Origin of the sequence: Legionella sp. PATHC035 (assembly GCF_026191115.1) — a bacterium.
GTDB lineage: Bacteria > Pseudomonadota > Gammaproteobacteria > Legionellales > Legionellaceae > Legionella.
The window spans coordinates 2577427-2598682 of sequence record NZ_JAPHOT010000001.1; the positions used below are offsets into that span (position 1 = coordinate 2577427).

The window sequence follows — 21256 nt, forward strand, 5'->3', positions numbered from 1 at the left end:
ACGGGGATAATTCATGTCCAGGGAATTAGGTATTAATCTGCTTTTTTACCTGTTAACTTTTCTTTGATGCGTGCTGCACGACCAGCTAAGTTACGGAGGTAATAAAGTTTAGCACGACGCACATCACCACGTCTTTTAACGGTAATGCTATCAACAATAGGACTGTACGTTTGGAACACACGCTCTACACCAACACCGTGAGAGATTTTACGAACAGTGAATGCAGAATTCAAACCGCGGTTACGTTTTGCGATAACAACACCTTCAAATGCTTGTAAACGCTCACGGTTACCTTCAATTACTTTCACTTGAACCAAAACAGTATCACCTGGGTTGAAAACAGGGATCTCTTTACCTTGCATTTGCTCAGCATTCAGTTGGTCAATAATATTAGTCATGGACTACTCCTCAAATTGGTTCATCCTTTAGGAATCACCGTGTTCATACATAAACTCAGCAAGCAATTGCTTATCTGTTTCACTTAACTGTATTTTTTCAAGTAAATCTGGACGTTTAAGCCAAGTTTTACCCAGAGATTGCTTTCTTCGCCACAGTTCTATATCTCTGTGATTACCACCTATCAAAACGGGTGGCACCTCTAACCCGTCAACGGTTGCTGGTCGAGTATAATGAGGGCAATCCAGTAAACCATTCATAAAAGAATCTTGTTCTGCTGAACCAAGATGCCCTAGACTCCCTGGTATTAAACGAATTATTGCATCGATAAATACCGTAGCAGCCAGCTCACCGCCACTTAAAACAAAATCCCCGAGAGACCATTCTTCATCTACATATTGTTGAAGAATACGCTCATCAATTCCTTCATATCGCCCGGCAATAAACAGCAAGGGTTGTTTGTCACGTGCCACTTGATTTAAGTCATTTTGTCGAATTACTTTACCTTGAGGACTCAAGTAAACCGTTTTACAATGACTCGGCATTTGACTGCGCGCCTGCATAATTGCCCCTTTTAAGGGCTCATACATCATAACCATTCCCGGACCGCCACCATAAGGCTTATCATCGACTTGCCTATAGGGCCTGGACGACCAATCTCTTGGGTTCCAGTAATCAATTTTGACTAATTTCTGTTCAATTGCTCTACCCGTAATGCCATAATTTAATGCATTCAGTATTTCGGGTATTAAGCTGATTACTCCGAGATGAAGTACCACTTAAAAATCCATATCCCAATCAACAGTAATTAATTGCTGGTTGGTATCAATATCTAATATAAACTGGTCGAGTAGGTAAGGTATTAAATGTCTTTTAGTACCTTCTACAACCAGGACATCATTTGCACCTGTAGGAATTATTTCGGTGACAGTCCCAAAAGATTCACCTTTTTGGTTTATCACGTTCATTCCTATAAGTTGATGCCAATAATATTCACCAGGTTTTAGTGTTTCCAGTTGTTCCTGTTGAACTGCAATTTCTATATTAGTGAGGTGAGCTACTGACTCGCGTTCAGGATAACCTTCAATTTGGGCTATGATGGATTTAGTTTGTACTTCAGCACGCAATAATTTTATTGGCTGCCATTTATTGTTAATAAAGGCATGCCAATTTGTATACTTCAGCACATTATCTCGAGGCTCTGTAAAGGAGTGAACCGTAACAAAACCTTTAATACCATGTGGCCGCCCAAAACGGGCTATTACTATCCAGTTTTCCTGATTATTCACGTTATTAAGCAGCTTGGCCTTTCTTATTAAACTCTTTGACTAAAGCGCTGACGCGATCAGACAATTGTGCGCCTACTTTTTGCCATTGGCTTAATTTTTCTGCATCAATGTGCAAACGTACTTCTTGCCCACGCGCTACAGGGTTAAAATAACCGATACGCTCAATATAACTGCCATCGCGGCGTTTGCGACTGTCAGTAACGACCATATGATAAAACGGACGCTTTTTGGCGCCACCTCTTGATAAACGTATAACGACCATTGTTTTCCTCTACTTTAGAGTGGTTACGTAAAAATGCCGTGTATTGTACGAAAATTAATTCAGCATGTGAAGTAATTCTTGCGAATTATTTAAAATCATCGGGTAATATGCCTTTTAAACCGGCCATTCCACCAAGTCCACGCATCATTTTTTGCATTCCACCAGGTTTGGTAAATTTTTTCATCATTTTTTGCATTTGTTCAAATTGCTTCAATAACTTGTTCACATCCTGTATTTGCGTTCCCGATCCCAAAGCAATACGTTTTTTGCGTGAACCCACTATAAGCTTGGGTATACGACGTTCTTTGGGCGTCATGGAGTTAATTATGGCAATGGTTTGCGCCATGGCTTTATCGCTCACTTGTTTCATTGCCTGTTGTGGCATCATTTGACTGACACCGGGTAGTTTGCTCATCATTCCTGCAATACCACCCATATTATTCATTTGCAGAAGCTGTTGTTTAAAGTCTTCCAGATCAAAGCTTTTGCCTTTTTTCAGTTTTTTAGCAAGTTTTTCACTGGCTTGTTTGTCTGCTTTGCGTTCAACTTCTTCAATCAGCGTGAGAATATCTCCCATGCCAAGAATTCTTGAGGCAATTCGCTCAGGATGAAACGGCTCCAACGCCTCTACTTTTTCACCGCTACCAATAAATTTAATCGGTTGGCCGGTAATTTGTTTTACAGAAAGAGCAGCCCCCCCTCGTGCATCACCATCGGTTTTGGTCAGAATGACCCCGGTCAGCGGCAGGGCTTCATGAAAAGCTTTTGCGGTATTTGCAGCATCTTGCCCGGTCATGCTGTCGACAACAAACAGGGTTTCAATCGGATTAATTTCTTTGTGGAGGCCTTTAATTTCAGCCATCATATCCGCATCGATATGCAAGCGGCCTGCTGTATCAATCAGCAAAACATCCATATATTGTTTTTTTGCAGCATCAAGCGATTTTTTTGCAATGGCAAGTGGCTGTTCATTGGATTCTGCTGGGAAAAAGGTGACACCTATTTGATCGGCCAATACTTTAAGCTGTTGTATTGCTGCAGGTCGATAGACGTCGACGCTGGTTACCATGACTTTTTTATTCTCAGACTCTTTTAAATAACGAGCTAATTTCGCCGTACTGGTTGTCTTACCAGAGCCTTGCAATCCTGCCATTAAAAAAACTGCAGGGGGTTGGGTTTTAAAATTAAGCTCGGCACGCTCATCGCCCATGATATGGATTAATTCATCATGAACTATTTTAATAAAGGCTTGATCAGGATTTAATTCCGTGAGGACTTCTTGCCCTAATGCTTTTTGTTTGACTTGTTCAATAAATTCTTTAATAACAGGCAATGCAACGTCTGCTTCAAGCAGTGAAAGCCTGACTTCGCGCAGGGCGTGTTGTACATTCTCTTCAGTTAATCGACCCTGTCCCCGTAAATTTTTAAAGGTGCGAGTCAAACGTTCGGTTAAGGTTTCAAACATGATGTGGTGCCCGAAAAAAATTGAAACTATAGCACAGAGAAGCCATGATATGAAACTGTTGGGAATATCGTCTCAAGTTAAGGGGATGCCGCTCGGATTAGACCATGCCGTAATCCGCGATTAAGACCACATTCCCACGCCGGCTGATATGCGCTCTCTATAAATAATAGTATTGTCCACTTCTCTTGCGGTGGCGAGTGATTTTGTGCACAAAGACAGGAAAAAAGGCAGAGATTTTCTGATTAAATCATGTTATTTTACAGTGCGTATTAAAAATTCGCGGGTTACCAAACAAAATTAAGGAACATTTTGTTTAATAATTACCCTATTATTAAGGGTTTCTTAAGCTAATTTCTATATAATTAAGCTTCTGCATGCCCAAAACTGCACTGAAGGAATGCGATGATCGATAAAAAACATTCACTGACAATTTTCAGTCTGACTATGATAACCGTTGGCTCGGTAGACAGCATACGCAATTTGCCTGCTACAGCCTTATTTGGTAGTCAATTAATCTTTTATTTTGTTTTGGGTGCTTTATTTTTTCTAATTCCCACCGCCTTGGTTTCAGCAGAGTTGGCTTCAGGATGGGCTCGTCAAGGTGGGATTTATATCTGGGTAAAACAGGCTTTTGGCAAAAAAATGGGGTTCTTGGCCATTTGGTTGCAATGGATAGAAAATGTCATTTGGTATCCCACGATTTTATCTTTTGTCGCCGGAACTATAGGCTATTTAATCAATCCCGAGTTAACCAGTAATCCTGTTTTTCTATGGGCAATCATCGTCAGTTGTTTTTGGGGCGCTACCATTTTGAACCTGCGCGGAATGAAATCTTCTGCCGCATTCAGTAATTTGTGTTCTCTTGCGGGTTTATTGTTACCTATGTCATTAATTATTGGTCTTGGGGTTGTATGGATGACCCAAGGGAATCCCTTACAGATTCAATTTGATATTCCCAGTATCGTGCCTCATTTGTCTGATAAATCGATGTGGGTATCCTTAACCGCGATTATTATGTCCTTTTGTGGTATCGAGATTGCCACAGTCCATGCGAATGATGTCAACAACCCACAACATGCTTTTCCCAAGGTTTTAATCTATTCGGTAGGGATTATTTTAAGTACTTTAATTCTTGGATCTTTAGCCATTGCGATTGTTTTACCTGGAAAAGATATCAATTTAGTAGCGGGTATTATGCAAGCATTCGAGGCGTTCTTCTCCAGCTATCAAATGTACTGGATGATGCCTGTAGTTGCTTTAATGCTGGTGCTCGGAGGTCTGGGTGGTGTAAGTAACTGGATCATTGCCCCCACAAAAGGATTATTGGTCGCTGCAGAGGATGGTAATTTGCCAGATTACTTCCAACGTACGAATGCAAAAGGTGCCCCAGTGGTGATGCTTTATACTCAGGCGAGTATTGTCACCGTCTTATCCGCCTTATTCTTATTTATGCCGAGTGTGAATGGTTCTTATTGGTTATTAACTGCTTTAGCAGCGCAATTGTATATGTTGATGTATTTCATCATGTTTGCTGCAGCAATTAAATTGCGCTTTTCTGAGCCGCACCATCATCGACCTTTTGCAATCCCAGGCGGAATAGCAGGGATGTTATTTGTCGCAGGCATTGGCATCGTTGGGGTATGTGCTACCTTAGCGGTGAGTTTTATTCCACCCGAAGGGATCAACGTTGGCGGTATTGTCCGTTATGAAATGACCTTGATTGGTGGCTTAATTTTAATGTGTTTACCCCCATTTATCAGTTCTTGGTCGCAAGAAAAAGCAGCGGTCTTGGAGGCTGTTCCAGATTAACGATCCTTGGATACCTTTCTTGTCCTCAGTAAGCAGGGGCATTTATGGACCAAAGCATGATGGCCAAAGCAAATGGATAGACCAGCAGAATCTAATGAATTACTAAGCCAGTTAATGGCAAGGTTACCCGAATTGGAATGGAAGATTAGCGAGCTTGGTCCTTTTTTTTCAAGTCAACGCTTGCCTAAAGGCTTATTCCGTCTTGATGCAGAGATCAGTGGTGCTGCATGTATTGCGGAAATTAAAGCAGACATCCACGCTTTAGGTAAGCAACAAAATAAGCGCAGTGCGTTTTATTTGGCAGAGCGAATTCGACAAAAAATTAATGTTCTGGTTGTTTTATGTCAAATGCATCAAGGTAAGAGTAAGCCAGAGGAAAAGCCTTCATTTGGTATTAAGATGTTAAGTACTCGGCGGCAATGGATTAATGATCTCGAGACGGAAGTCAAAACCTTAGAAGAACAACAGCAAGCAATGACTAAAGCTTTGGAACATCTGAGGCATAATCCGAATGCCAATGCGATCTTGCATTTAAAAGCAGAGTTAGGGGAAGTCGAGCGTCGCCTGACTTTAGCCAAAGAAACCCTCAACCGAGCTGTTTCTTAATCAATAAGATAATTGTCAGATATCCAGATTTAGGGCATGGACGCCTTGATCTTGGCAAGCGTTGTCCAATTTCGTGCAGTGCCTTGTAGGCCAAGTTTTTTCTCTATCAATTGATGGGTTAATTTGGAACGGCCTATCCCATCAGGATAAGCCAAATAGAGACATTGATGACCACCAATGATTTGTTCTCGTCCCTGGATGCTTTTGATGAGCGCTTCCAGGGCTGAAGATGAAGGATTTGCATCAACAAACAGGACCAGCAAATGGCTGGGGTCGGAAACCGCCATTTCAGAAAATGGGTTGTTGCGGATTATTTCAACGAGCGATTCTTTGCGGCGCACCAATACGGCAGTTTCTAATTGCAATTGGTGCTCAATGGCAGAGCCAATCTGCTTCTCAAGGTGTGTTTCCGACATGTGAGACGTTGCCTCGAACACAATATTCCCGGTTTGCAGAATGGATTTTACTTGCTTGAAGCCCAGGGTCTCAAACAAAAGACACAAATCACGCATCGCAATTTTTTTGTGTCCACCTACATTAATCCCACGCAGCAATGCGACATAGCTCATATTTTGTCACCTAAATCTTCAGCAAAGCGCAACATATAACCATCGGGATCCAAAATAATGAATTGGCGTTGGCCAATCTTAAGATCACCCGCTTGATACCATCGGTCTTCGATAGGCATGAAGAGATTGATCTTATAGCGTTGAATGTGGCGGTATAATTGTTCGACCTCAGTCGTTTTTATTTGTAAATTTATCCCCCGACCAAAAGGGGCCTCGAGTGGAGCAGTTACCCATATTCGACCCACGTGCTTTATTTCCTCCAACATTAAGCGTGCTCCTTGACGCTCGAGCATCGCAAATTGTTCTTCGGCACGTTGATATTGGATAGTAAATCCTAATACCTCCGTATAAAAAGACAAGCTAAGGTCTATATCAGAACAATATAATTCGGGTATAAGGGCTGTGGTCAATCGTTCGTTGTTCATCGACTCAGATTGTATCTCGAGGGAATTTAGGCTAATAATTTACATTAAACGTGGATAAATAACAGCAGGGCAAAGTAAGTTTCGTCTCGTTGCGACAGGATTATTTTCCATGCCGAGCAGCCGTTGGAATGTACCAAACACACATTGGGAGAATATCATGCGATTTCAGGGAAAGACGGTAGTAGTTACTGGTGGAAGCAGCGGTATCGGTTTTGCTGTAGCAAAACGAATTACTGATGAAGGTGGACGCGTGATCATCACCGGCCGCAATCAACCGAAACTGGAAGCTGCTGTAAAAGCCCTTGGAACAAAGGGGCACTACCTTGTTTCTGATGCCAGTCGCCTCAGTGATATCGAAGCCTTGTTTTCTTCCATTAACAAAGAAGTGGGTCTTATCGATGGACTTTTTGCCAATGCAGGCACGGTACTCTTTGAACCGGTAGACGCAGTGACGGAAGAGCATTTCGATTATCTCATGAATACCAATGTGAAAAGTGTCTTTTTTACTCTGCAAAAAGCAATTCCGCATTTGGCGGAGGGGGCATCCATTGTGGTGAATGCCTCTGTTGCTGGGAGTACCGGTGGCGCAACCGCTTCAGTTTATAGTGCCACTAAAGCGGCAGTGCGCTCCATGGCGCGTACTTTTGCAGCCAGTCTTTTGGAGCGAAAAATTCGGGTCAATGCCGTCAGCCCAGGACCGATTGATACCCCACTGTGGTTCTTAGAAGGAGGGCTTTCCGCAGATCAGGTGCATAAGGTTTTAGAGGATATCAAGGCTGCCAATCCGATGAAACGCTTTGGATCAGCAGAAGAAGTTGCCGCGGCAGTCGCTTTCTTACTTGCCTCGGAATCTTCTTATATTACAGGAAGTGAGCTTTTTGTCGATGGAGGATTGACTCAACTTTAATCTTTGTGCATCGTAATTGTCTTGGGAGGTATTGATTTAGCAATTAGCCTTCCTTGGCTCAAGTTCGATTTATAGGGCGGGGGTGAAGCTGGTTGATTCCTCCGGCATAAATCCGAATTTATTTTCTATGACATTCGTTCTATCTATGAATTGTTGCAACGTTGAGGCTATGTCTAACAACTCATCTTGAACTGGAGTTTTTGTTGTAGGGCTAGCTAAATTGCTGAAATCTTTATTTGCAAATAAAGATTCGTTAGAACGTTGTGTTTTTGCATTGATATCAGTAGCACCACCAAAAAATCTGTCCTGGAATCCTAGAGAGAGCATGGAGTGAGTCAGAAGATTTAAATCAACATCGTCTAGTTTTTTCTTTTCATCAAGTGTTACTTGCTTGGATAGGCTAACTTGTTTCTTAATATCCTCAAGAAACTCTTCGATTTGTGCTAATAATTCGTCTGGGTCTTGAATAATCTTTTTTGCTAACGCGTGGCTCAGCTTATTCCGACTTTTTGCAACCTGCAGATTTGCTCCCTCAACGAGTTGTAATGTACCATTAGTTTGCTCTAACAGCATATCGGCAAAAAACTCATTGAGAGCTGCTAATTTTGCTCTAATTTCTTATAATTGTGGAAAATTATGCGCGAACTTCTCTAAAGACGTCAGAAAGGATTTTGTCGTTTGATAACAATTTTTAACTTGAACCAGAGGGTTTGATTTTATTGCATCAAAAGTTGGGTCGAATGCCGCAAAAGTACTTATATAATCAGTCAGATTTACTTTCAAAATGTACTCCAATTGGTTTTGTTTTAAATTGAAAAACCTTCCTTGCTGTATGTACTTCAGAAGCTCCCTAAATTTTTTAAATTGTCAAAAATTGCGCGATTGTAGCTTTTGAGTTAAAAAGCGTCAAAAGCAAGGGCAATGACCTTCTTATGTCTTTGATTGTTCGATTCTAGGAGGTTGCTGCAGTAGGTAAAGGAACCGCGACGTGCCAATAAAATTTTGTTGGTTCATTTCAGCATAGTTTATAGCGAGCGGGATTTATTTTCACGCTCACTCTAAAGCCTCTGATACAGAGCACATTGGTCACCAAAATTATTTTGCTTCTCATGTTGGCGGAAAACAGACTGTAGCGATAACGCTCAAATCAGTTGTATGGTCCATTTTCAAAAAGAATTAATCCTGCACGGTGTGCGTTTAATAAATAACTGGCTCCTTATTTTTCGACATAAGATATTGTTTTTTAAAAAAATTATTTTTTTAATGAATTCCATAAGAGTTTTTTCGTTCTTAAATTTTAAGTTTTTGTATCGGGACGCAATTTCTAAAGTGCTAAGCCAATGAGCAACCAGGTGGTCTATAATAATAAAAATGAAATGCATTAAAGGCTGAAGGAGATAGGACTATGCACAAAAAGGTGATTCAGGTACCTGAACTTCTCTCTTATGATAAGTATGGTTTTACACAATGTGTTCAATTCAATGATTTGATTTTTGTGACCGGACAAGCGGGAGAAGATAGGGACGGAAGATTGGTGGGTAAGGATATAGAGTCTCAAACCCGACAATTATTCAAAAACATCGAATTTGCGTTACATGCTGCGAACTCCGATTTAACACAGATTCTGGCCATGACCTCCTATGTAGTTGATATAGAAAAAAATGGTTTAGCTTATTTTACTACCAGAAAAGAATGCATGCCCGTCTCGTCCTACACGAGCACCTCAGTTGGCGTTGCGGCATTGGCTAATCCCGGATTGTTGGTTGAAGTCACCTGCATTGCAGCCGTACTTCACCATAAAACCTAAGTATCCACATATGGGGGGCAGGCTTTGAATTGTGAATCAACTTCTATTTGAAAATTCACAATTCAAGGCCTGACCCTCTAACTCTAGACATTCCTTCGCGGATAGTGATTTCCGGCTTGTAACCCAGAACTGTCTTAGCGCGACTTATGTCCAGCGTAAACGGGTAGCCAATCAGCCGAACCAACTCTCGCGTCAGCGGTGGCTCTCCAGGCAACCAACCGGTCGCCCAAAGCTTTTCCATTCCTTTTCCCATCAACCAGGCAACCGGAGCAGGTACCGACATCCGTGGTGTCTCCAGCCCACTCGCATGCAGGCGTTGGGTGATGAATTCGCGTAAGGTGATATCTTCGTCATCTGTCAAGAAGTACGCTCCGGTCACCTCGGAACGCAATGCGAGCGCGATAGCCTGGCACAGGTTTTGAACATGACAGGTGGCGTAGGGGTACTCCCCTCGGCTGATCCACGCAAACTGTCGTTTACGGACTCGGTCGCCGAAGTCACCATCGACCATATCGCCTGGCCCCCAAATGAGAGGCGGACGCAAAGCCACGGTACTGAAACCATCGGAATGCGCGGCTAGAACATGCGACTCGGCGATTGCCTTCGTTGATGAGTAAGGCAGATGGCGCAACTCAGTCAATGGCCAAGACTCATCGGCATGGGTAATCGGCATCGCCTCCTGCATCACTACGGAAGCGGCACTAACGTGAACAAAGCGCTTGATGCTGCATGCTGTCGCTGCTTTAAGCACTTGATCTGTCAAGGTCACATTACTGACTTCGAAGTCCTCCCACGCCCCCCACATCTTCAGGTGCGCAGCAATATGAACGGCAGCATCACACCCAGCCATTGCTTGCTTAAGTGCGGCCGGATCTGCATATTCGAGCACAGTCGACGATGCTCCAAGTGCGCGCAGCCGTTTACAGGCCACCTCATGCCTAGCGGGCGCGACCACCGAATGCTCATCTGCCAGTAACCGCTTGATGCAATGCCCACCGACAAACCCAGAGCCACCTGTGACAAAGACTTTCATCCACTACTCCTATGAAGGATTGCAATAAATATAGCAATCCTTTAATGAAATTACCATGAAGGGGCTTCTTTAAACGCCACACTTAAAGTCCAATTTAGCCAATACATATGGGGCAGGCCTGGAACGATCCTGTCATAATTTTTACAATCATAATTTTCCCAATTTAATACTTAATTACTGATATAAGAAAAAGCTTGTATGCACATGTGGGGTCAGGGTCTGACCCTCTAACTCGAGTAGCTTAGCTTTTTGGCACCAGTTCTTGATATTTAATTTTCCTATCCTTATGATAAATAGGTTTAAAATAGCAACTTGAAAAGGATAGCAATGTGGACGCAACTATAGACGAAAAGAAAGCACATCTAAAAATCGCCATAATCACAGGAAGTACGCGACCAGGCCGCAAAAATGAATCTGTTGCGCGTTGGGTCTATGATCTGGCGAATGGGCGCAATGATGCGGAATTCGAATTAATAGATATTGCAGAATATCAACTCCCGTTGTTAGACGAGGCAATGCCGCCGTCCCTATGCCAGTATAGCCATGAGCATACAAAAAAATGGGCGGCAACAATCGCTCGCTTTGATGCTTTTGTATTTGTAACTCCAGAATACAATCATGGTACCTCAGGTGCACTAAAAAACGCTATTGACTATCTCTATAAGGAATGGAACAACAAGGTTGCTGGTTTTGTGAGCTACGGTGGTATAGGCGGTGCGCGTGCTGTAGAACATCTTAGGCTTGTCATGGCGGAACTTATGATCGCTACTGTTCGCGCGCAGGTGATGCTATCTTTGTTCACCGATTTCGAAAATTTTTCAACTTTCAAACCGAGTCCACATCATGAAAAAGAAGTACACACGATGCTAGATCAGGTAATTAGCTGGGGGCAGGCGTTGAAGAGTGTTCGAAAGTAGCCGATCTTCTGCTGCTCTCTATTTAGGCATCAAATTGTACAAATGCTTGCCATGAGCTTTGCTGGTGGCTCAATTGATGAGCAAAGTCCCATAGTGAATTGGTTATGCGGTGATGGTTTAGGGGGTATTGTTATTTGATTATGATTTGATTAATCAACGTCAAGGAAAAAATTTAGTTGATCGGACACAAATCAAATAGCTTACTCATTAAATCAGAGATTATGCAGAACCCCCTTCACATCACAGCAACGATCTGGCTCCATTGATTGCTATAGCCTTCGAAGGCGGTGCTGTTGATAGATTACGCCATATTTATGGATGTATGACCATAGGCAGCATAATTAAAGTTTATTTTCGAAACAGTCCAGTTTTCGTGGTAGTGCCAAATTAATTTTCTCATTTGCTGCCTTCAGTCTAGTATATTCAGCTTGCGCGCAAGGCTCGCAATGGTGGGGCAAATCAAAGGTTAATGATTATTGCTTTACAACGGTTTTTAGTGGTTTATCTCCTTATCGTTAAATGCAAAAACGCAATCGGCAATCCAACAGCATTGCCGCTGAACCATGATTAATAAAAAAGTGATTATTAACTTATCTACCCGATGGTAGCCTATCCTAGAACTACAGATTCCGATGAGACGTCCAGCCACAGGTTGGGGAATGAGAGTGACTTGGCATAAGACCCAAAGGTTTCGCTTGAGTTACACAGGTTCATCAGTTATGCGGACGAAAAATTTAGCAAAGGTGAGTCAGGAAGTAACAGGTTTTGGTGGAATATTTTGTTAAATCCTGTGGTGTGGGATTGAATTTATTAGTTTAATTTATTGACTTAAATATTTAATTTTTTAATTGTTTCTCGTCGTCACTGCCAGGATTTGCAATGACGCAGAAAAGTATTCTGAAAACGGGAAATAGGTGGGTTGGAAATACCTATACCTAGATTTAAATTATGCTATACCTATAGATAGCACCCAGAGTTAACTTAATAAAAAGTATGAAAAGTAAATGTTAAGACTTAATGAAAGTTAAACTCTACGGATAGGAGCATGGAAAATGGCCTTAACTACCGAGCATAGCGCTTCAAAGAGGAAGAGTATATGGAGCGCTTGCCTAGGAAATCTTAGATAAGCTGTTGGAAACGGCCGCATTATATTGGATTCAATCTCTGCAAATAGTACTGGCGCAATGAATGTAACGGCCCTTGCTCATCGCGTGATTATCGGAGGTAATGAGGTCTCGAGAGGCTTAACATAATTCTGGCTCAAGGTAACTAAAGTTGGAGAAAAATATGAGAAAATTTACCTGTGATTGCTTAATTATTGGTGGTGGAGTTCAAGGTTTTGTTCTTTTTTATCTTCTCAAACAAGCGGGAGTTCAATCTCTTGCTTTGGTTACCGATAAACAATTGGGTGAAGGTGAAACAACCCACAGTCACGGCTACTACAATAGAGGCTATTTTAATAGCCTTGATGCGACAATTGAAAGTAATGCATGGTGGGATAATTTTTTCAAACTTCATGGCAGCGAATGCGGATCAATCGCTCAAACCTATGCACTTGCCAATGAATTAGATGCGCAATTATTAATCCAATCCTGGCAATTAAGAGCTTTTAGCTATCATGAAGTAAAAGAACCACCTTCTGATTTAGTGGATCTAGGCTATAAGCTCAGGGCTAATGAAAAATTATTCACTGTTGCTGAAGGTTATATTAATGGGCATGGGATCATCACGGCACTCGCTAAGGATAATTATAATCAATTAATTCACGGTTCTTTGCGGAAATTCATTTGTAATGAATCTAAAACCTCTATTAAAAAGGTAGAAATAGATACTCAAGAAGGACCGATTGAATTTAGAGCTAAGCAGTATTTTCTTTGTACCGGCAGAAACACGCAAGCTCTTTTAGAAAATCTCTATAAAGATAATCAATTGAAAGCTGTCTGTCCCCAAAATAGTGTCAGACTCATTCCAATGTTAGTCTTTAAGGGCAAAATGCCTATTCTCACAGGTGCTTACCTACCCTACGATATCACAATGGCTTCAAGAAAGATTAAGGGAGAGGTTTATACCATCATGAGTTATCTCAAAGGGTTAGAAGTAACCCGAAGCTCCGTTCCTTTAGACGAAGAATTGGCTGATGATCCACTCTTAGTCAAACGGTGTATTACCCAATTGAAAGCCCTATTCCCTAAGTTAAAGCTTGAAAGTGGTAATTTTGAATTTGGTTATTATACAGGCCCCAAGATCGACTATCCTGTTGATAGTAAAGAATTTAAGACTATTAATGATTTCAAAAAGTTAAATGATTATTATACGGATAATTTAAATTTTGATAATTTCGATCTTATCTGGCCGGGATTATTTTCTAATAGCTATTATTGTGCTCGCTTAATGATAGAGAAATATCAACAACAAAAAGCGCAATGGTTAGTAAATCACTCACAAAAAACCTTTGATGCAGCCGCTTTGGGCTTACCAATACCAAAAGAAATTGCAGAGGAATACTGTCTAACAGACAAAATTGAATGGTATAGTTGGAACAATTTTTGTAAAAAATATCCCATAATTTTAACTTAAGCTCACCAATAGTAAACTAAAGCCCTGACAAAAAAATCTCAACGAATAAAGTCACATCCATCATAAAATTAGAGAATATTGGCCAAATTTCACGTATCATAAAATTTCATTTAGTGTAAAATTTGCAAATAATAGAGCATCATGAATTAAAATCGGCTGTTCTTTCACCCCTCTCTTGCTAAGGCTGCAATGCAAGTGACTTCAATTAGTAGGCCAGGATTTGCTAACGCCGCAACACCCACAGATGCACATATGGGGTCAGGCCCTGACCCTCTGACTCTTCTAACGATCTGTTCAATAAATTCAACGTTATTCTTAAATAAAACCTAACCTAGCTTTTATGCAGGGGAACCGCGATTATTGGCCACTCCCGCGACCTCACTTGGTTCTTGACAATGACTATTTTAAAATAAAAAGTTTAATTTTCATCCAAAATAACTCCCTATGGAAGCGGTCATAGATTGGCCGACTTTATCATCGATATCTGGATTGACTTTGATATGTGCAAAAAAACCAGGACTATTGGTATAAGGGTAATTAAATCTTTTTTGCTCAACATTTGCAAAATTATTCTTTGCTGTTTCTAAGACTAACGATGCTTTGGCTAAGGCCACATGCAATTCGTCTTTATTTGTTTCTTTCTCCCCCTCTGAGCAAGGTATCTTTAATTCAGCATTTAATTCTTCTTTAGTAAACAAACGCCAAGAAGAATTTTCATCATCTAATTTAATTGACTTAACTAAGTCTTCCTCAGGTATTATCATGCCATATAAGTAACAACAATCGTCCGCATAAGTGACTGAACGGCCACTCATTACCAGATCTTTAGACATATTATCAGTATGAAAAGAGCCAAGGTAATGGACAGACCGATTTGCTACAAGGACATTAATTTCTTCATGGACTTCTCTAATCAGCGTTTTTTCTTTTGAACTATTTTCAATCGTACCTGTCAACGTTCCCCATGTTCCTGCCCTACCAGATAGACCACCACGCTTTAGCAATAATACTTTGCTAGTGTCTGTCACAATCACGAGCGAGATTGATTTGCTGGTTCGTGAGAAAGGCACAATAGGATTTGCTCTTTGGGAGTTAATGTATTTGAACAAAGTAATACTACCATCATTTCCTGTATGATCTTTATAACCGTGATTAAGTAACGATTTGATAATACCATTAACTACTTTTTTATTTTCATCATTTTGTGTAGGGAACTTTATCCACAAAAGCTGAACGTCTTCCTTTATATCTAATTTTTTCTCTTGTTTCATTTTTAACTGATCTTCAACTTCGTTAGAAAATGCTACAAACAGCTTGGCAAAAGCTCTGGATTGTTCTTTACTCCAATTCTCCAAGCCGGCATCCGTTAAATCGATACAGAAATTATCCGCACGCAAGCCCTTTAGATAAAAATTTTCAATGACATGTTTAGCATCTAAGAAATTTTTATCGGAGATTGGTGGAGGAGGATACAATTTCTGCCTAGTTTTCATTTCCTTTTCGAGTAAGAGTTTAATTAATTCATCTAAATTAATTTTTTTATTGACAGGATCTTTTTTCGAGCTACTAAACACTAATATTTTCCTTATTTAGTCCATCATTATTGGAAGCAAATTTATTGGTTAATCACTATTATTTACTCAACCTATGAATAATTTCTTCTTGTGCATTTTTTCTTGCTTGAGATTGTTTGTTAGTGACCTCTTTACATTCTGCAAGTTCCTTACCGCCACGCTGCCAAAAACGGCATGAACCTGTATTTCCTGCTGCTTGAAATAGCTCTCCCAATGCATTATTTATTTTGGGTTCGCTGAGGATAGAATCTTCTTCGGATAATTTTTCTATTTCTTTGCCTATGCCATAACATTTTGGTGCATTCAGAAGCAATCTCCATGCATTATTGAGCCTATGTTCACCCACAATAAACGACGTAGCGGGAGCGATACACTCATGACCCAATTTATCACCCATACTTTCTACTCGATCTAATAATTCTTTTACCTCTTCTTTATTAACACGATCTTTAATACACATTTCGTTCATTGCGTCTCTTTCTAAACAACATATGCTTAAAGCGGCTGAATTTTCATTACGCTCATAATCTTCAAAACATTGATCAATCATTGCATCTGTTTCTTTTTTACACTCTTCATCTATTTTTTTAAATTTATCTTTATTTAGATAGCTGCCGTTAAAACGCTTAGAAAACATTTTTTTCTCCTAGTATGAATTATCGGGCCGAGATTTTACTCGTTTTGAATACTGATTAAAACCCGTATCGATTACGGGAAAACATAGAGGATAAGCAGATATCTTCTTTTATTGTATGTACCATGATGGTTATTAATATTTTAATAATTTGTATTAAAATTATATAATTGGGAAAATAATTGTTATTCAATTCCAACTATAATGACTAAAAAAGCTTTAGACACCAGCGAAGAGCTTATTATTTATCGATTTGGCAGTGGTATTAAATTACAGCGGCCAGACCATCGAGATGTTGACTATTTTTTATGCGAACACAATACTAAGCAGAGTCTGCAGAATTTATTGGCGCTTCCCTTTTCTGTTTATTTAGAAAATACAGAAATGATCACTCAAAACTGCAATGGAATTGCGGCTATTCATTGTGGATTTAGCTCCAGAGAAGAGAGCATAGGCAATCCTTGGTACAAATTATTCAAATCCACCTCTATTAAACCCTCTGTAGAAAATAACAATGAGGTCATGAAAAAACAGCAATATAAAATAGTAGAGGAACATGCCAACCTCAATGATGACAAGCCACTTCATACTCTTTCTATTAAAATGCCCTGGTATAGCAATGAGAACAAAGTAATTGGATTATTTGGCTGTACGATTGATTTAGGCAATCAACCTCTAGCTGATTCATTATTACAACTCACCAAACTAAATCTTTTGAGCAGTAGTTCTTTTCCACATTTACCTATAGGTGCAGAAATTAATTCAGTTTATTTATCTAAACGAGAAATGGAATGTTTAGCATTGACTATAAAGCGGAAAACGGCAAAACAAATAGGACAACAATTAAAATTATCTTCGCGGACAGTGGAAGAATATCTTAATAATATTAGAAATAAAATGGGTGCTAAGTCTAAAGTCGAATTAATTGAGATGGTAATAAACCATATACAAATGAAAAACAATGATGCTTAGAAAACCAACCCTACGTACATCTGGGGTCAGGCCTTGAATGATGAAGCAACTTCTAATTGAAAATTCACAATTCAAGGCCTGACCCTCTGACTGTTTGAATCAATATTTACTATTTCAAGAGAACTTTGCATGTCATTGTCTATGTCTTAAATTTTATACAAGGCTCAATAATTAAAAAATTTTTACCATTTTGGAGTTAATTATAGAAACAAAAAAGGTTGAGTCTATTGATGAATTTTTGTATTTCATAAAAAGTGGTTGTGGTTGATTTTGGTATTGATTTCAATACAAGAGAAAAAGGTTTAACAAAACAGTGTATTCAATCCCAATTTTTAAATGATATTAAAAGCAATGGTAAAAAAATTTGATATAAAAAAACTATAATTGTATAAATTATACAAAAATAAAATTATAAATATGCTATATAATTAAAATCAATACATTTTGAATTGGTTTAGCGCTCATGAGGTCAAAGGGTGATAATAATGTAGCATTTGTATCCAGTGGCGGGGACACTTATACTTCTGTCACTTTAAGTCATTACAAAGAAAACAAGAAAAATATAGAGTTTTGTCAACAATTTGTTCATACCCGAGGAAAGGAATTTGATTCAACTTATGAATATACTTTAGATTCGAAAGAGATGGACAAAACTGTTGCTGAATTTATAAGTAACCCGCCAGTTAAAAAAGCAAACGAGCCTTTAAAAGATGCTGAAGATTTAAAAAAATCCTCCTTTATCATTGGCGAAGCCCATCAGCATGTTAGTTCTAAACGATTTTTAATTGAAAACATGAAGATGTTAAAAAAAGAAGGCTTTGAAATTTTATTTATGGAACATTTTTTTTATGATACCGATCAAATTGATTTAGATAAATTTTTTCAAACAAAAGATGCTCCTTTATCAGGTACACTTCAAGCAAGATTAAGGGAAATGGAAAGACATCAGCTAATCATAGGTGATGAAGTGGTAAAGTATAGTTTCACCGATGTTTTATATGCAGCGCGTGAGGCGGGTATAAGAGTTGTTGGAATTGATGTTAGTACGACTTATAAAGCACAAAAGATTGACTATAACAATGAACAATTAGATGATAAAAGACAGAGATACATGAACTTTACTGCTCATGAAATTATAAAAAAGGAAGCTGGCTCAGGGGTAAAGTGGTGTGCATTGATGGGCAACACACATGTTCATTCTTTTAAAGATGTTCCTGGTGTCGCAGAATTGACAGGTGCTAGAAGCGTGCAAATATTGGATACAGGAACTCATAATAAAATAAGTGGAATGAGATTAAATTCGAGTTATAAAGTAGGCGACGTTGAATTAAAAGGTGATTTAGTCATTACACAAAATCCTAAAGAGAGCACATTTCAAATTTTATTTCAAAAAGAATATGAAGAATCTATTAAAATTCAAAACTATTTAACTGGTTTAAAAAATAGTTTTAAAAAACAACATTGGAAAGATTTATTTAATGGAAATCCAGAAGACCCCAAACGTAAAAAAAAGGATGATCCCAAATACAAAGCAATCAGAGATTTAAAAGACAAGATAGAAGATGCCAAGGATATGAAAACACTAGACGAAGTTCAAAAATATTTAAGTCAACCGATTGCTAATGTGATAAAAACATCCAAGGATCAACAAGTTCATGATTTTATTCTTTTTAAGAAGGCGTTTAGAACTAGTCAAGTAGCTGACGATTTAGAAGAATTTTTAAAAAACACGCCTAAGCCTTAATTATCTTATAAATCCAATCCCTATCTACTATAGCTACTTTTTATAATACACCTGGGGTCAGGCCTTGAATTATGAATCAACTTCTAATTGAAAATTCACAATTCAAGGCCTGATCCTCTAACTCATTAAGCTTCCTTTAATAAATAGATGTTAAAATTTTGTTCTTTACTGGCTAATGATAGACCTCCATGAAATCTAAAGATGAAAATATTTCTCTCAAAAGAAAAGCAAGCGCAATAGAACAAGTCCAATTAGATGGGTCGGGAAGCCTTGAGGTAGATGGGATAATGGAAATAGGGGAAGCAGAATTCTATCAGCAAAAAGCGCCTAAAAGGCAAAAAGAGATCACTGATAGCAGCTCTACTGAATTGCTACCTCCTACAATCATGGAAGAGCTACTGAAATTGATGTTTTCTCAACCGGAAGTCTTAACACCCCAACCACTGAATCCTAATTCATATTCATCCATATTTTCCCCACTTAATGAGCCACAACAAACAGAGGTTATGACTCAAACAGTGGAGGGGAATAATGAAGGGGTACAGATCCTTACTATTGATGATGAAGACAAGGGAAGAGAGAAAGAGTTGGTGACAGACGACAACCGTTTTCCTACAACTACTCCTGCACAAAGTCACAGACCAATATTCTATCTTGATGATAATAAATCCATTCAAGAGCTAGAGAATTCAATTCACTTATCAGTCAATGGTTCCCAGGTTAACTTTCAATACAAAAGTGGCAAAAAAGACCAACCCGATCTGGTTTACATAGCTCCTCTGAATCTCATTTCATCACAGCAAATTCACTATGGTGTTTACGCCAGGCGTTTCATCAAAAAGGGAACTGTTTTATTCGAGTACACTGGTGAAAAAGTTTCCGATGAGGAAAATCAGGATGAAAAGAAAGACAGAGATTATTTTATGTTTTTGAAAAACAGAAACAAAATACTTGATGCAAAATACCGAGGAAATGTCTCTCGTTTTATTAATGCTTCAACCATTCAGGAAAATGTCGAATTTATAGAAAAGAAAAAGAGAATGTTGGTTATTGCCGCCAGAGATATTTATGAAGATGAGCAATTATTAGTTGATTATGGTAAAGATTATTATTTTTGCTTTAAACCTCTCTTTTTACACCCTTCGGATAATTTTAGATGTGCTCAGGAAATTTTTGAAGAGTATCGGGATCACTATCATCCGGTTCCTTACAATTTTGCAAACTGTACGTATGATCTTAGCCCCTTAGGTATTACCAAAGAAGATACTGCTTTTCTACCTAAACCTGTTTACGAAATGCTACAAAATAGAAATATCAGAAAATATGATTCTATTTCTCATTTGCCGTTGCCAATTTTAAAAGTAAAAGATGGGCAATTCATGCCGCTGTGGCAGCAGGAGCGTATCACTTTACTTTTGATGGCCGCTTTTCTGGGTAACGTAACGGTATTGAAGAAATTACTCCAGAATCCTAAAATGGATACAACGATTCAGCAATCAATGTCGGGCCGTACCGCATTACATCTTGCGTGCTTGGGTACCTCCCTAGATAGAACACCTCGAGACATAAAAAATCGATTAGCTGCTCTAGATCTGCTTATAGAAAAACCGGGCTTAGATTTCAAAGATAGGAATCATAGAACGCCTATTTTTACATTGATTGATAATGGTTCCCCCAATTATTTAAAGCATCTACTGCAGAAAATTAAACCTTCTGTTACTAATTTCCAACGTCATAAAAAAAATCGGCTTGACCCATTTTTCTATGCATTAAAAAAGAATAAAAAAGATCATGCTTCAGTTATTATTGATTATATGGATAGCATTGGAAAATTATCTAAATATGCTGAGCACATAAAAGAGTTTGTGCGTAAAGCGCTAATCTTTAATAATGGTCACTGTGATCTCAAATTAATCGCAGCGTGTAATGAAGTGCTTGAAAAAAAAGGCATCCCTGGGATAGTTGTTAAAATGCCAAACCTTTTCAAACCTCTAGTATCAATACCTAATGACCAGAATATGATTTGTCGGGGAAATTCTCAATCTAATTTGCCGCTATAGGATACCTAATCCAGATAGGAAGTGGTTTGACAGACACAACACGGGGACGGTCCGCACATCTGGGGGGCAGGCCTTGAATTGTGAATCAACTTGTAATTGAAAATTCACAATTCAAGGCCTGACCCTCTGACTGTACAACTAATTTGGCTCAAGATAAATTTATTCGAAAAAACTTATTAATTAAGTTGTAATATCCTAGCTCCTAAACCA

General features: G+C 39.1%; 20 protein-coding genes. 9 read left to right on the plus strand and 11 right to left on the minus strand.

Going from position 1 to position 21256, the window contains the following annotated elements:
* Window positions 1-32 precede the first annotated feature (32 nt).
* The 5 genes from rplS to ffh form a co-directional block, all read right to left on the minus strand.
* Window positions 33-398, minus strand: a complete 366-nt coding sequence (rplS, locus tag OQJ13_RS11405) for a 50S ribosomal protein L19 (protein ID WP_028381313.1) — start codon at window positions 396-398, stop codon at window positions 33-35.
* A 27-nt stretch (window positions 399-425) separates the two neighbouring features.
* Complete coding sequence (gene trmD, locus OQJ13_RS11410; protein WP_028381312.1) at window positions 426-1175, minus strand: tRNA (guanosine(37)-N1)-methyltransferase TrmD; 750 nt, start codon at window positions 1173-1175, stop codon at window positions 426-428.
* The gene (gene rimM, locus OQJ13_RS11415; RefSeq protein WP_265710935.1) at window positions 1176-1685 is read right to left on the minus strand and encodes a ribosome maturation factor RimM; all 510 of its coding nucleotides are present in this window, start codon (window positions 1683-1685) and stop codon (window positions 1176-1178) included.
* Between the two features lie 4 nt (window positions 1686-1689).
* Window positions 1690-1947: a 30S ribosomal protein S16 gene (gene rpsP / locus OQJ13_RS11420; protein ID WP_028381310.1), complete on the minus strand. Its 258-nt coding sequence runs from the start codon at window positions 1945-1947 to the stop codon at window positions 1690-1692.
* Window positions 1948-2032: 85 nt separating this feature from the next.
* The gene (ffh, locus tag OQJ13_RS11425; protein ID WP_265710936.1) at window positions 2033-3412 is read right to left on the minus strand and encodes a signal recognition particle protein; all 1380 of its coding nucleotides are present in this window, start codon (window positions 3410-3412) and stop codon (window positions 2033-2035) included.
* A 402-nt stretch (window positions 3413-3814) separates the two neighbouring features.
* On the opposite strand from ffh, the gene OQJ13_RS11430 reads away from it, so the two are divergent.
* Together OQJ13_RS11430 and OQJ13_RS11435 are read left to right on the plus strand one after the other, a co-directional pair.
* A complete protein-coding gene (locus OQJ13_RS11430; RefSeq protein ID WP_028381308.1) occupies window positions 3815-5221 on the plus strand; it encodes an APC family permease in 1407 nt (468 codons plus the stop codon).
* Between the two features lie 72 nt (window positions 5222-5293).
* Window positions 5294-5827 (plus strand): hypothetical protein, encoded by a 534-nt coding sequence (locus OQJ13_RS11435; protein ID WP_265710937.1) that lies wholly within the window; start codon window positions 5294-5296, stop codon window positions 5825-5827.
* Between the two features lie 29 nt (window positions 5828-5856).
* Here the strand turns inward: OQJ13_RS11435 and OQJ13_RS11440 are convergent, their stop codons facing one another.
* Window positions 5857-6396, minus strand: a complete 540-nt coding sequence (locus OQJ13_RS11440) for a DUF1697 domain-containing protein (protein WP_265710938.1) — start codon at window positions 6394-6396, stop codon at window positions 5857-5859.
* Window positions 6393-6821, minus strand: a complete 429-nt coding sequence (locus tag OQJ13_RS11445) for a bleomycin resistance protein (protein WP_265710939.1) — start codon at window positions 6819-6821, stop codon at window positions 6393-6395. The genes OQJ13_RS11440 and OQJ13_RS11445 overlap by 4 nt, the downstream gene beginning before the upstream one ends.
* Window positions 6822-6978: 157 nt before the next feature.
* On the opposite strand from OQJ13_RS11445, the gene OQJ13_RS11450 reads away from it, so the two are divergent.
* Window positions 6979-7728, plus strand: a complete 750-nt coding sequence (locus OQJ13_RS11450; RefSeq protein ID WP_265710940.1) for an SDR family oxidoreductase — start codon at window positions 6979-6981, stop codon at window positions 7726-7728.
* 69 nt (window positions 7729-7797) lie between these two features.
* Here OQJ13_RS11450 and OQJ13_RS11455 read toward each other — a convergent pair whose 3' ends face one another.
* A complete protein-coding gene (locus OQJ13_RS11455; protein ID WP_265710941.1) occupies window positions 7798-8301 on the minus strand; it encodes a hypothetical protein in 504 nt (167 codons plus the stop codon).
* Window positions 8302-9133: 832 nt separating this feature from the next.
* Here OQJ13_RS11455 and OQJ13_RS11460 point away from each other — a divergent pair.
* Entirely contained in the window at window positions 9134-9535 is a 402-nt protein-coding gene (locus OQJ13_RS11460) for a RidA family protein (RefSeq protein ID WP_265710942.1), read from the plus strand.
* A 55-nt stretch (window positions 9536-9590) separates the two neighbouring features.
* On the opposite strand, the gene OQJ13_RS11465 is transcribed toward OQJ13_RS11460, so the two are convergent.
* Window positions 9591-10568, minus strand: coding sequence for an NAD-dependent epimerase/dehydratase family protein (locus OQJ13_RS11465; RefSeq protein ID WP_265710943.1), 978 nt, complete (start codon window positions 10566-10568; stop codon window positions 9591-9593).
* A 329-nt stretch (window positions 10569-10897) separates the two neighbouring features.
* Here OQJ13_RS11465 and OQJ13_RS11470 point away from each other — a divergent pair, with 329 nt between their 5' ends.
* Window positions 10898-11485 (plus strand): NADPH-dependent FMN reductase, encoded by a 588-nt coding sequence (locus tag OQJ13_RS11470; RefSeq protein WP_265710944.1) that lies wholly within the window; start codon window positions 10898-10900, stop codon window positions 11483-11485.
* A gap of 1287 nt (window positions 11486-12772) precedes the next feature.
* On the plus strand, window positions 12773-14062 hold the full coding sequence (locus tag OQJ13_RS11475; protein ID WP_265710945.1) for an FAD-dependent oxidoreductase: 1290 nt from the start codon (window positions 12773-12775) through the stop codon (window positions 14060-14062).
* A 425-nt stretch (window positions 14063-14487) separates the two neighbouring features.
* Here the strand turns inward: OQJ13_RS11475 and OQJ13_RS11480 are convergent, their stop codons facing one another.
* Together OQJ13_RS11480 and OQJ13_RS11485 are read right to left on the minus strand one after the other, a co-directional pair.
* Window positions 14488-15636, minus strand: a complete 1149-nt coding sequence (locus OQJ13_RS11480; RefSeq protein ID WP_265710946.1) for an NUDIX hydrolase — start codon at window positions 15634-15636, stop codon at window positions 14488-14490.
* Between the two features lie 58 nt (window positions 15637-15694).
* The gene (locus tag OQJ13_RS11485; RefSeq protein ID WP_265710947.1) at window positions 15695-16273 is read right to left on the minus strand and encodes a hypothetical protein; all 579 of its coding nucleotides are present in this window, start codon (window positions 16271-16273) and stop codon (window positions 15695-15697) included.
* A gap of 201 nt (window positions 16274-16474) precedes the next feature.
* Here OQJ13_RS11485 and OQJ13_RS11490 point away from each other — a divergent pair, with 201 nt between their 5' ends.
* The 3 genes from OQJ13_RS11490 to OQJ13_RS11500 all read left to right on the plus strand — a co-directional run bounded on the left by OQJ13_RS11490 (window position 16475) and on the right by OQJ13_RS11500 (window position 21046).
* A complete protein-coding gene (locus OQJ13_RS11490) occupies window positions 16475-17242 on the plus strand; it encodes a helix-turn-helix transcriptional regulator (protein WP_265710948.1) in 768 nt (255 codons plus the stop codon).
* Window positions 17243-17705: 463 nt separating this feature from the next.
* Complete coding sequence (locus tag OQJ13_RS11495) at window positions 17706-18986, plus strand: membrane-targeted effector domain-containing toxin (RefSeq protein WP_265710949.1); 1281 nt, start codon at window positions 17706-17708, stop codon at window positions 18984-18986.
* Between the two features lie 518 nt (window positions 18987-19504).
* Entirely contained in the window at window positions 19505-21046 is a 1542-nt protein-coding gene (locus OQJ13_RS11500) for an SET domain-containing protein-lysine N-methyltransferase (RefSeq protein WP_265710950.1), read from the plus strand.
* Window positions 21047-21256 lie beyond the last annotated feature (210 nt).

Bases quoted from the DNA above. Each gene is read 5' to 3' on its own strand.
- OQJ13_RS11455 (WP_265710941.1), bottom strand. From the start codon at position 8,301: ATGCTGTTAGAGCAAACTAATGGTACATTACAACTCGTTGAGGGAGCA.
- OQJ13_RS11440 (WP_265710938.1), bottom strand. From the start codon at position 6,396: ATGAGCTATGTCGCATTGCTGCGTGGGATTAATGTAGGTGGACACAAA.
- OQJ13_RS11445 (WP_265710939.1), bottom strand. From the start codon at position 6,821: ATGAACAACGAACGATTGACCACAGCCCTTATACCCGAATTATATTGT.
- OQJ13_RS11450 (WP_265710940.1), top strand. From the start codon at position 6,979: ATGCGATTTCAGGGAAAGACGGTAGTAGTTACTGGTGGAAGCAGCGGT.
- OQJ13_RS11485 (WP_265710947.1), bottom strand. From the start codon at position 16,273: ATGTTTTCTAAGCGTTTTAACGGCAGCTATCTAAATAAAGATAAATTT.
- OQJ13_RS11495 (WP_265710949.1), top strand. From the start codon at position 17,706: ATGAGGTCAAAGGGTGATAATAATGTAGCATTTGTATCCAGTGGCGGG.
- OQJ13_RS11475 (WP_265710945.1), top strand. From the start codon at position 12,773: ATGAGAAAATTTACCTGTGATTGCTTAATTATTGGTGGTGGAGTTCAA.
- OQJ13_RS11465 (WP_265710943.1), bottom strand. From the start codon at position 10,568: ATGAAAGTCTTTGTCACAGGTGGCTCTGGGTTTGTCGGTGGGCATTGC.
- OQJ13_RS11435 (WP_265710937.1), top strand. From the start codon at position 5,294: ATGGATAGACCAGCAGAATCTAATGAATTACTAAGCCAGTTAATGGCA.
- OQJ13_RS11430 (WP_028381308.1), top strand. From the start codon at position 3,815: ATGATCGATAAAAAACATTCACTGACAATTTTCAGTCTGACTATGATA.
- OQJ13_RS11460 (WP_265710942.1), top strand. From the start codon at position 9,134: ATGCACAAAAAGGTGATTCAGGTACCTGAACTTCTCTCTTATGATAAG.
- ffh (WP_265710936.1), bottom strand. From the start codon at position 3,412: ATGTTTGAAACCTTAACCGAACGTTTGACTCGCACCTTTAAAAATTTA.
- rpsP (WP_028381310.1), bottom strand. From the start codon at position 1,947: ATGGTCGTTATACGTTTATCAAGAGGTGGCGCCAAAAAGCGTCCGTTT.
- rplS (WP_028381313.1), bottom strand. From the start codon at position 398: ATGACTAATATTATTGACCAACTGAATGCTGAGCAAATGCAAGGTAAA.
- OQJ13_RS11490 (WP_265710948.1), top strand. From the start codon at position 16,475: ATGACTAAAAAAGCTTTAGACACCAGCGAAGAGCTTATTATTTATCGA.